General features: G+C 21.5%; 8 protein-coding genes and 1 pseudogene. 3 read left to right on the top strand and 6 right to left on the bottom strand.

The features are described from left to right. Window positions 1-1,512 precede the first annotated feature (1,512 nt). Both KHD59_RS02515 and KHD59_RS02105 read left to right on the top strand, forming a co-directional pair. Window positions 1,513-1,635, top strand: coding sequence for a hypothetical protein (locus tag KHD59_RS02515; RefSeq protein WP_269091031.1), 123 nt, complete (start codon window positions 1,513-1,515; stop codon window positions 1,633-1,635). A 160-nt stretch (window positions 1,636-1,795) separates the two neighbouring features. Then, complete coding sequence (locus KHD59_RS02105) at window positions 1,796-2,038, top strand: hypothetical protein (RefSeq protein ID WP_238120330.1); 243 nt, start codon at window positions 1,796-1,798, stop codon at window positions 2,036-2,038. A 1,086-nt stretch (window positions 2,039-3,124) separates the two neighbouring features. On the opposite strand, the gene KHD59_RS02100 is transcribed toward KHD59_RS02105, so the two are convergent. The 3 genes from KHD59_RS02100 to KHD59_RS02090 form a co-directional block, all read right to left on the bottom strand. Beyond that, window positions 3,125-5,776, bottom strand: a complete 2,652-nt coding sequence (locus KHD59_RS02100) for a hypothetical protein (RefSeq protein WP_213680499.1) — start codon at window positions 5,774-5,776, stop codon at window positions 3,125-3,127. Between the two features lie 1,109 nt (window positions 5,777-6,885). Beyond that, complete coding sequence (locus tag KHD59_RS02095) at window positions 6,886-7,332, bottom strand: SVM family protein (protein WP_213680500.1); 447 nt, start codon at window positions 7,330-7,332, stop codon at window positions 6,886-6,888. Between the two features lie 27 nt (window positions 7,333-7,359). Next, on the bottom strand, window positions 7,360-7,770 hold the full coding sequence (locus KHD59_RS02090; RefSeq protein WP_213680501.1) for a hypothetical protein: 411 nt from the start codon (window positions 7,768-7,770) through the stop codon (window positions 7,360-7,362). A 275-nt stretch (window positions 7,771-8,045) separates the two neighbouring features. On the opposite strand from KHD59_RS02090, the gene KHD59_RS02085 reads away from it, so the two are divergent. After that, window positions 8,046-9,026, top strand: coding sequence for a hypothetical protein (locus tag KHD59_RS02085; RefSeq protein ID WP_213680502.1), 981 nt, complete (start codon window positions 8,046-8,048; stop codon window positions 9,024-9,026). 431 nt (window positions 9,027-9,457) lie between these two features. Here KHD59_RS02085 and KHD59_RS02510 read toward each other — a convergent pair whose 3' ends face one another. The 3 genes and pseudogenes from KHD59_RS02510 to KHD59_RS02075 all read right to left on the bottom strand — a co-directional run. Next, window positions 9,458-9,589: a hypothetical protein gene (locus KHD59_RS02510; RefSeq protein WP_269091026.1), complete on the bottom strand. Its 132-nt coding sequence runs from the start codon at window positions 9,587-9,589 to the stop codon at window positions 9,458-9,460. 158 nt (window positions 9,590-9,747) lie between these two features. Next, window positions 9,748-10,344 carry a hypothetical protein gene (locus KHD59_RS02080; protein WP_213680503.1) on the bottom strand — a complete coding sequence of 199 codons (597 nt, stop codon included), beginning with the start codon at window positions 10,342-10,344 and terminating at the stop codon, window positions 9,748-9,750. Between the two features lie 393 nt (window positions 10,345-10,737). Continuing rightward, a pseudogene (locus tag KHD59_RS02075) lies at window positions 10,738-10,932 on the bottom strand (group II intron reverse transcriptase/maturase); the annotation flags it as partial.

Here is a 10,932-nt window from a genome sequence, read left to right as displayed (position 1 = left end):
AGAAATAAAATAGCAAAAGCTTTTGAATTAGCAAACAAAGATTTAGATAAATTTAATACCAAATCGTAATCAGCCAATAAAGATGAAAAAAATTTATAAAAAGAATTAATCAAGATCCCAGTCCCCAAATAACCCTGAATGATATAATCGAAGAACTTAAATATATATTATTAAAGAATATAGAGAAAAAAACAATTATTGCTAAGCGATTTTTGTAAATTATAAATTAATTCACAATAAAATAAAAATTCCATATATCAAATTCATGAATTATACAAAAATTCTCAAATCAAAATATAAAATATCCAACTTTTATACAATAGTGTTAAAATTGATTTTAAGAAGATAAAGAAAATGAAATCATTAAATCAAGGAACAACTTAAACAATTGCAAGCTAATTTCAATTATTATAATGTAATAGAAAATCGAATAAAAATGAAAAGAATTTGAAAATAATTTAATAGCAGCCGTTCAACATTAACATATCAACAAAATTTGTTAATTTTAAAGAAAAGATAAAATCAATTTAAGAAAAAAATCAATTAGCGAAATTGTGATCAAATGCGAACAGAAATAGAATTATCTAGTTTTGAAACTAAGAACAATACTATATTCAAAACGAAGAGGATTATATAAAAACTTCTTGTTGACATCTGTAAAAAATATACCGACTGAAGAAAAATTTTAGAACATTTCAGAGAATATTATTATTAGAATATAAAAATAAAAAATATTTTAAAATTATATAGTTCTTACTTAAAAAAATAATAGATATAATGTTGGATAAAATATCAAATAATTTTACAACATGGTCGCCAACTAAAATAGAGTATAATAAATAAAATAAATAATCCTTTATTCACTTCATTTCTAAGATTTGAAATAGAAGATGCTCAAAACGAGTATTAATTTAAAGAACAAATTAAAAATACACCGGCAACTCTAAAAATTTAGAGGATACCAAAAACAATTAAGTGATTTTCTAAATAAATTAAAAAATTATTTTATCGCTTATCGATCAAAGTGTAATTTAAAAAAACAAATACGAACAGCAACTCACGTGATCAAAAACACGACGAAACTGATCGAAGACACGACGAAATTGACAAAATACACAATGAAATGATCAAAAACACGATGAAACTGATCAAAGACACGTCTAAATATTATTGATTTCAATAAGATTACAAACATTAACTGAAACTGACCAAAATACACGACTGAAACTGATCGAAGACTTACGACGAAACTGATCGAACACGATAGAGCAGTCAGAGACACGACGGAAACGCTGATCGAGAACACGACAGAAGCTGATCGAAAGACACATTCAAAATATTATTGATTTCAATAAAAAATTACAAACATTAACGAAAACTGACGAAATACACGACGAAACTGATGAAGACGACGAAGCGATCAGACACGATGAAACTGATCAAAGACACGATGAAACTGATCAGGGCGATAAAAATATTATTGGTTCAATAAGGTGCAAACAGTAACTGAAAATGACGAAATACACGACGAAACTGATCAGAAGACACGACGAAATTGACAAAATACACAACGAAAATGATCGAAGACACGACGAAAATGATCAAGACACGACGAAAATGATCAAGGCACGATGAAACTGATCAAAGTACGATGAAACTTTGATCGAACACGATGAAACTGATCAAAGACACGATAAAAATATTATTGATTTCAATAAAGATTACAAACATTAACTGAAACTGACAAAATACCTAACGAAAGAATCGAACACGACGAAAATGATCAAAGAGCACTATGAAAATTATCAAAGACACGATAAAAATACATATTGATTTTGATAAAAGATTAAAAACATTAACTGAAATTGATCGAGAACCAGATGAAAGTATTATAAAATTCAATCAAAGATTTAAAACATTAACTAAAAATGATCAAAGACAAAATGAAAATGATCGAAAACAAGATGAAAGCACATTAATAAGGTTACGGACAAAGTCACGGCTTCGATACGATTCGCAAACGATTGACCGAAGATAAATATGAAGTAGAAAAACATTCTACAAATATAATCGATTTAAAGTATAAAAATAAATTAATAAAAGAACAAAACCAAAACAATCCAAATTTTAAAAATAATACAAATTATCAGTAACTCACAAAAATATTTAACAAAATATTTATTCCATTAGTAACTCAAAAAATGGATATTTTATTAATAATAAAAATCAACAAAAAGAAGTTATGATTCGGTAGATAAAGCAATTAATGATTTAAAGGAAGGTATTGAATATTTTAATAAAAAAGGAATTCAAATTAATTTAACTAGAATTACTAAACTAATATCAACAAAACAAAAAAGAAATAACCAAACAGAAAACTCATCATCAAGTTCTAAAAAAATAAAAAAATAGAGTTATGTTAAAAAACCAAAATAATCTTATAAATGGAACAAAAAAAATAAAAATAACGAATATGGTTAAAAACAGACCTTGTAGTGTGTGCTTTTTTTGAACAACATCTTAATTAAAGTTCTCTTATATTATCTTTATCGATGATAAAATTAATATGTTTTCTTCAGGTCTTAATGGATTCGGACAAACTAACATTTTATTAGAAATTAAATTTCCTTATGCGGACGAAATCGCAACAAATTATTAATAAGGATAATGAATTTGTAAAAGAAATGATAACATATGACCAAAAGTATTTATCATTATTAGACCTAACTAAATAATAATCATTTCAAATCACTTATTTAAAACAATTAAGTAAATTTAAATTTCTCCATAAAGGTCTTTTTTTATATCTTTATTCATTGGCAAAGGAAAAGAACCATAAAATAAATTTTCTTTGAATGATTAATAAATATGGCAGTGACAAAATCACGCTCATCCAAGCCCTCCACCGGCAACTAAACCAACAAAAATATAATCATCAAGTCTATTAAGGTGTGGTAGTATCTTTAATAACTAAAAAATTTTATTTCAAAAATTAATCTAAATAATTTTAGATTACAATTTAACACTTGATAATAAAAATATTTATATTAAGAAATTTAATTAAAAAAATAAACTTTTTAATTAAAATAAGTTTTAAGTTTATCATTTTATAATTATGTTTAAATTATGATTTAAATTTATTACTTAATAATAATAAGTAAAATAAAATATTTATCATACATGTAATTATTACTAAATAAATTTTACTATATTTTTTAAATAAAAATATCCATTTTTGAGTATCAATGGAATAAATATTTGTTAAATATTTGTGAGCTAATTCGATAAATTTTGTATTATTTTTTTTAAAAATTTGATTGTTTTGGTTTTGTTCTTTTATTAATTTATTTTTATACTTTAAATCGATTATATTTTGTGTGAATGTTTTTTCTACTTCATATTTATCTTCGGTCAATGTTTTGTGAATCGTATCGAAGCTCGTGACTTTGTCTGTAACCTTATTAATGCTTTCATCTTGTTTTCGATCATTTTCATTTTGTCTTTGATCATTTTTAGTTAATGTTTTAAATCTTTGATTGAATTTTATAATACTTTCATCTTGTCTTCGATCAATTTCAGTTAATGTTTTTAATCTTTTATCAAAATCAATAGTATTTTTATCGTGTCTTTGATAATTTTCATAGTGCCTTTGATCATTTTCGTCGTGTCTTCGATCATTTTCGTTGTGTATTTTGTCAGTTTCAGTTAATGTTTGTAATCTTTTATTGAAATCAATAATATTTTTATCGTGTCTTTGATCAGTTTCATCGTGTCTTTGATCAGTTTCATCGTGTCTTTGATCAGTTTCATCGTGTCTTTGATCATTTTCGTCGTGTCTTTGATCATTTTCGTCGTGTCTTCGATCATTTTCGTTGTGTATTTTGTCAATTTCGTCGTGTCTTCGATCAGTTTCGTCGTGTATTTCGTCATTTTCAGTTAATGTTTGTAATCTTTTATTGAAATCAATAATATTTTTATCGTGTCTTTGATCAGTTTCATCGTGTCTTTGATCAGTTTCATCGTGTCTTCGATCAGTTTCGTCGTGTCTTCGATCAGTTTCGTCGTGTATTTCGTCAGTTTCAGTTAATGTTTGTAATCTTTTATTGAAATCAATAATATTTTTATCGTGTCTTCGATCAGTTTCGTCGTGTCTTCGATCAGTTTCGTCGTGTCTTCGATCAGTTTCATCGTGTCTTCGATCAGTTTCGTCGTGTCTTCGATCAGTTTCGTCGTGTATTTTGTCAGTTTCAGTTAATGTTTGTAATCTTTTATTGAAATCAATAATATTTTTATCGTGTCTTTGATCAGTTTCATCGTGTTTTTGATCATTTTCATTGTGTATTTTGTCAATTTCGTCGTGTCTTCGATCAGTTTCGTCGTGTTTTTGATCATTTTTAGTTAGTTGTTCTATTTGTTTTTTTAAATCATTAATTTTTTGATCATAAGCGATAAAATAATTTTTTAACTTATTTTGAAAATCATTTTGTAATTCGTTTTTGGTATCCTCTAAATTTTTTAGAGTTGCCGGTGTATTTTTAATTTGTTCTTTTAAATTAATAATTTCGTTTTGAGCATCTTCTATTTCAAATCTTAGAAATGAAGTGAATAAAGGATTATTTATTATTTTATTTATTATACCTATTTTAGTTGGCGACCATGTTGTAAAATTATTTGATATTTTATCCAACATTATATCTATTATTTTTTTTAAGTAAGAACTATATAAATTTAAAATATTTTTTTTATTTTTATATTCTAATAATAATATTCTCTGGAAATGTTCTAAAATTTTTTCTTTCGAAGTCGGCATATTTACAGATGTCAACAAGAAGTTTTTTATATAATCCTCTTCGTTTTGAATATAGTATTGTTCTTTAGTTTCAAAACTAGATAATTCTATTTCTGTTCGCATTTGATCATATAATTTCGCTAATTGATTTTTTTCTTTAAATTGATTTTTTATCTTTTCTTTTAAAATTAACAAATTTTGTTGATATGTTAATGTTGAATCTATTGCTATTAAATTATTTTCAAATTCTTTTTCATTTTTTATTCGATTTTCTATTACATTATAATAATTGAAATTAGCTTGCAATTGTTTAAGTTGTTCCTTTGATTTAATGATTTCATTTTCTTTATCTTCTAAAATCAATTTTAACACTATTGTATAAAAAGGATATTTTATATTTTGGATTTGAGAATTTTTGTATAATTCATGAATTTGATATATATGGGAATTTCTTATTTTATTGTGAATTAATTTATAATTTACAAAAAAATCATATGAGTTAAATAATTGTTTTTTTTCTCTATATTCTTTTAATAATATATATTTAAGTTCTTCGATTATATCATCTTTTAGGGTTATTTGGGGATCAATCTTGATTAATTCTTTTATAAATTTTTTTTCATCTTTTATTGGTTGATTACGATTTGGTATTGTAAATTTAATATCTAAATCTTTGTTTGCTAATTCAAAAGCTTTTGCTATTTTATTTCTTTTTAAAAATTGATTAACTATTCTTTCTTTTAAAATTACAATAACTTCATCAGGATCAATAATATTATTATCTATAAAAATTAATTTTTGCTCTTCAGGTGTATTTGTTTGTAACTTTGCAACTTTATTTATTTGTGTATTCAAAAATAATTTGGATTTTTTGCTCTCATTATTAAGATTAAATGATATTTTTGAAAAAATATTTAATAATAAAAAAAACATAAAAACTGTAATTAATAATTTAATAATTTTATGTTGCATGGATTTTTCAAACATACTAAACAAACCTTTTCCGTTAATTTTATCTCAATTTTTTTATTAATTGTTTTTTAATTAAAATATTTTAAAATTATTAAAAAAATTAAATAAAAAAATAATAAATATGATTTATATACGGTAAGAATATTTTTTTATTAAATTAACCAAAAAAAATTTTTTAATATAATTTTTACGTTTGAAATCTGATTTACTAAAATATAACCAATTTAAAAATATTTATTGTAAATTATAATTTTCAATAAAAAAATTTCCAAAAATAAATAATTATAAATTAACAAATGTTTTAAAAGAATTAAATTTTTTAATATAATAGACCATTTAAATTAAGGAATAAAAAAAATAAAAAATATAAAACTATTTAACTTAATAGATAATTTAATTTTATCTATTAAGAATTTACTGAAAACCGATATAAAATAAAAATATGATTATAAATAATAATATATTAAGTTTATAAACATTAAATTAATTTTCAATTTAATAACATGTAAATCAATTTTACCAAATATTAATATTTGCGTCAACATTAAAAAAATAATAAGAATTTAAATTAGTTTTATTTAGTAAAAATTCAAATATTATAAAGAATCATGTATAAATTTCTGTTTAATTAATATTTTTAAATAATATAATTCTTTTAGTACCTCCAAAAAATAATATCCCGAATTAATCAAATATTTTTTTAAATTTTATTTATTTTTTAAAAAAATTAAAAATAAAGTTTTTCTTAAAAAATTATTTCTTTTTAGAATAAATTAAAAAATATTGTTTTCATTTTTGTTAAAAAAAACAAAAAAAGACCAACTTAAAAGTTGGTCTTGATGATTAACAGATTTAATTATAATGATTTTAAGGTATAATTTGGTTTTAAAAATATCAATATCCAAAACTTTATTTTTTTACTAGAGATATTTTAATTATTACTATACTACTTAACCACTTAATGATTTCAACCTTTCTTATCCTTAACTTCTAGTTTGGTGCATACTTGTTGACTAGATATTTAGTATAATAGTGCTTAATTGGTACTGATTATTAGTGATATAATGTGAATTTAGGTTTCTTTGACTCTTATATTCTTATATTAGGTTAATTTTAATTAACCATTATCGAGCGCAATTCAATAATATTTGTTGTAATATATTATAAATCTTGTTTTGATCTTCTGTATCTCCATTTAAAAATACCCATTTAGTTACTTTTTTAATATCTTTCTCGATTAAATCAGGATATTTTTGTTTTGATTGTTTCAAAAAATCTTTTATTTGCGGAATAACATCATTATCGTTTGATATTAATGCATATTTATTGTTTTTAAGATCTATCGATGATATTTGGATGAACATAATCAAAATTTTTTGTTTTATATCATTTAATAATTGAAAGTTTTTGTTTACTTCTTGATCGTTAATTTCATGGTTTATAATTTCTTTATCTTTAGTATTGAACTTTGTTGCCATAATAGAATGATTATTAATACTAATTAATAAAATTCCTAATAAAATTAATACATAATTTTTTATAATTGTAATTGGATTATTGTATTTAAACATTAATTATTAAACTCCTTTTATTTTTTTCTATTCCTCAGCTGAGGAGTGGCTATAGAAGGAGCATTTATATAAATAATTATTTTTATACTGTATTATACCATTTTGATAAATTGGTTCTAAATTTTTTTGAAAAGGTTGGTAATTTTGAGGTTTTTCGATTAAATTTTTATATTTATTTTTTAAAAATTTTATTTGGGTTTGAGTAGAAATAGATTGTATTTTATATTTTTTATATTTATTTTCTGATTTAATATTAGTAATTTTAAATTTAGATTTAGAAATTTCCGTGAAACTTTTGAGTTTTTGGCTTCTGGGCGTTTCTTTTTGAAATATTTCAAAAGATAATGATGTTTTTTCTTTATATAAATTATTATAATCTGGATTAATACTAAGATAGTTTTTTAATAATTTTTTTTGAAAAAAATAAGATTGATTCATGAATTTCACAGCCTTTCTGATAATAGCAATTATTATCAAATATGGAAATTTGAATATATCATTATTATACAATTTTAAAAAAATAATGTTAAATAAAAAAATATTAAGCCAAATTTTATATTTATTATTTATTTTTAATATTTCGAGAATACATCAGATTTTTTAAATCAAATATAAACAAACAATGTATAATAATTAAAATGTGATTTTAATAATAAAAAAATAATTTTTTTAATTTTTTATTATTTTTTAGAAAGAAAAACGATAAAATTATTATGATAAATTTGCGTAAAAAACATTTTTTAATTTTAAGTATTATATTGTTAGCGATTATAATAATTTTTATATATATTAAAAAAACGAAAATTAATAATGATTATGAAAATGATATTTCTTTTCAAGAAGTGTCTAATTCAAATTTATCAGAAGAAATAAATTCTAAAGAATTAGCGTCAATACAAGACTTTGATGTGTATCCGAAAGATAAAAATATTTATATTAGCGAAAATATTAATAATGTAAATAATAATAATATTGATTTTCAAGAAATATCGAATTCAAATTTTGCAAATAATATGGGTTTTAACCTACAATTACTGGATTCAAATTTTATAGAAAACATTGATTTAGAAATGCAATCATCAATACAAGGATTTAATGCTCTAGCGGAAAATAACCATAAAACTAATATTAACATTGATCAATGGAAAAAAATTAAAAATTATTTTTTAGAATTTTATTGTGATGATGTTTTTGAAATATCTTTTTTACCACCTAAAGATCAAATTTTTATTCAAAATGAAAAAACAAAATTTAACCTTAAAGAGAAAATAAAACAAAGACAAGATTCAATATATAAATGGCAAAAACTATTTAATGAAAGCCAAATAAAAATAAACAATTTACAAAAAAAAATAAATTCTCTTCCTAATCCGCAAATTATCGAAGATGAATTTAAACAATTAACTACATCTGAGAATAACTTTAAACAACGCCAATTGTACAAAAATAATAATATCCCAAATATACATCAACAAATACAAAAATACGATATTGACAAAGAAAATGAAAAATTACAATCACAAATAACACAAATCGAAGAAAAAAAAGAATATTTTTATAAAGAAATTAAAAAGGAAAAAGAAAATCAAAAAAGATTTTCCAAAATAATTTATGAAATAAAAAAAAATCATTATGACGAAATCCGATATAATATTCAATATATTAAAAATAATTTTTATATCGAATCAGTTTAATCAGTGTTTTATTTATTATTTAAAAAATATTATTAAATTGCATATTATATCTAAAAATTTAAAAAATTCTATTTCATAAAATAACATTAATTTTATTTATTTTAATGTTTATATTTAGAAATTAAATTTAATATAATTCTACTTTAATACATCATATTATTGTCTTTGATATATATCAAAATAATAAAATCAACTTTAAAAGTTGATTTTATTAGTTTTTATCTGTAAGTTTCCTAAAAATATTTTATTATTAATTTATAATTTATAAATATTATCTTCTATTTCTTTAATGATATTAAAATTACAGATACATTTTTTTTTAAATTCTATTTTTTCAAAATAAATTTTAAAATTAATTTCTAGAATTACTTAATATTAACATTTATCGTTACATGAAAATGATTAATTTTTAAAATAATTGATAATATAAATTAAAAACGAAAAAAGTTTTGATGTAAAAAATCACGAATTCCTGAATATTTTTTTTGTTTATTATTAAAATAATTATTCAATTGTTGATATTTTTCTTTTTCGTTTTGGATATCTTTTTTTAATAAATCCAATTGACTATTAAGTTCTTTAATTTGTTTATTTTTAAGAATATTTTCGTCATTTTTAGTGTCTTCAAGGTTTTTAATTTTTTGCTTTAAATTAATTATTTCAACTTCAAGTGATTTTTTATCCTTTAATAAGGATTGTATTTGTAATTTAAAATCGTTTTCTAAATTAGAAAATTTTTTTCTTCTTGTGATAAATAATTTAATAATTCGTTTATCTCTTTTATTTTTTCTTTTATTTGTTTTTGTTTAAATTCTAGTTCTAATCTATTAAATATTAGATTCTGTACATTTTTTTTATCATTTGGATCTAAAAATTTGTTTTTAACCCAAAAAATATACATATTGGAAGCTCCGTTGCTCATTTGTTTTAAATCTTCTAAAGAATAAATATCATCTTTTTTGTCTCTCTCTCCTTTATCAAACAAAACACACATTAACTTATATTCATTAGTGCCTAATTGTTTAAAAGGGGGATTTTTAATTTTCCAAATAAGATCGTATTTAACATTTTGTCCATTATAACATGGGTATTCTAAGGCAAAATAACTGAAACTTTCATAACAATTTTTGTTTATTAAATGTTGTAATATATCTTCTGTATTTTCTAGATGAATATCATGAATTTTCATATTATCTTGATCGTTCATATATTCATCTTTATTTATAGCTATCACTTGATTAATATTTATAATCGAGAATAAAAATAAAAACAATGTGCTGTAATTAATGATTTTAATTATTTTTTTTAATTTAACCATATTTAACATCTCCTGTTTATTTATTTTATTCACATATATAAATTATCATTTTTAATATTTATTAACAAATATTTAGATATTTTTTTAAATTAAATAAAAATTAATAATCATTAAAATTTTATTAATAGTTATTATTTCTGGTATAAAGATAAATTTAAAGTTATATAAAAAAATAAATTTTTGTAATTTTGGTTATATTTATTGACTAAATATCTATTAAATAAAATACATCTATGATATACGGATAGATTAATTGCGTTTTATTCAGCGATTTATCTTTGCTGTTTTATTTACAATCAGCCCCCGTCCAAACCGGACAAGCAAGTTTCCCAGCATCCGGCTTTCCATAATTCACTCTCTTGCGAGAACTAATTTCTCCTCACGGTCGATTAGCTATTTATTCTTATTGTTCTTGTTATTTCTGATATAATGTATTTGTTGATTGGTTATCTTGCGATGACAATCTTTACATAATGCCTTTGTTCTTTTATTCATGATACTTCGGTGATGCGCATTGCGGACCGTACCAATGTGATGAATTGGAAGTTGGGTTGTTTTGTCGCAATTCTCACAACGTTCCGCTTTTAA

It is taken from the genome of Sesame phyllody phytoplasma (assembly GCF_018390775.2).
In the GTDB taxonomy this organism is placed as follows: Bacteria; Bacillota_I; Bacilli_A; order Acholeplasmatales; family Acholeplasmataceae; genus Phytoplasma; species Phytoplasma australasiaticum.
Note: the sequence above shows the minus strand (reverse complement) of the source record. Positions and strands in the feature narration are given on the sequence as shown.

Bases quoted from the DNA above. Each gene is read 5' to 3' on its own strand.
- KHD59_RS02515 (WP_269091031.1), top strand. From the start codon at position 1,513: ATGACGAAATACACGACGAAACTGATCAGAAGACACGACGAAATTGAC.
- KHD59_RS02105 (WP_238120330.1), top strand. From the start codon at position 1,796: ATGAAAATTATCAAAGACACGATAAAAATACATATTGATTTTGATAAA.
- KHD59_RS02100 (WP_213680499.1), bottom strand. From the start codon at position 5,776: ATGTTTGAAAAATCCATGCAACATAAAATTATTAAATTATTAATTACA.
- KHD59_RS02095 (WP_213680500.1), bottom strand. From the start codon at position 7,332: ATGTTTAAATACAATAATCCAATTACAATTATAAAAAATTATGTATTA.
- KHD59_RS02090 (WP_213680501.1), bottom strand. From the start codon at position 7,770: ATGAATCAATCTTATTTTTTTCAAAAAAAATTATTAAAAAACTATCTT.
- KHD59_RS02085 (WP_213680502.1), top strand. From the start codon at position 8,046: ATGATAAATTTGCGTAAAAAACATTTTTTAATTTTAAGTATTATATTG.
- KHD59_RS02080 (WP_213680503.1), bottom strand. From the start codon at position 10,344: ATGGTTAAATTAAAAAAAATAATTAAAATCATTAATTACAGCACATTG.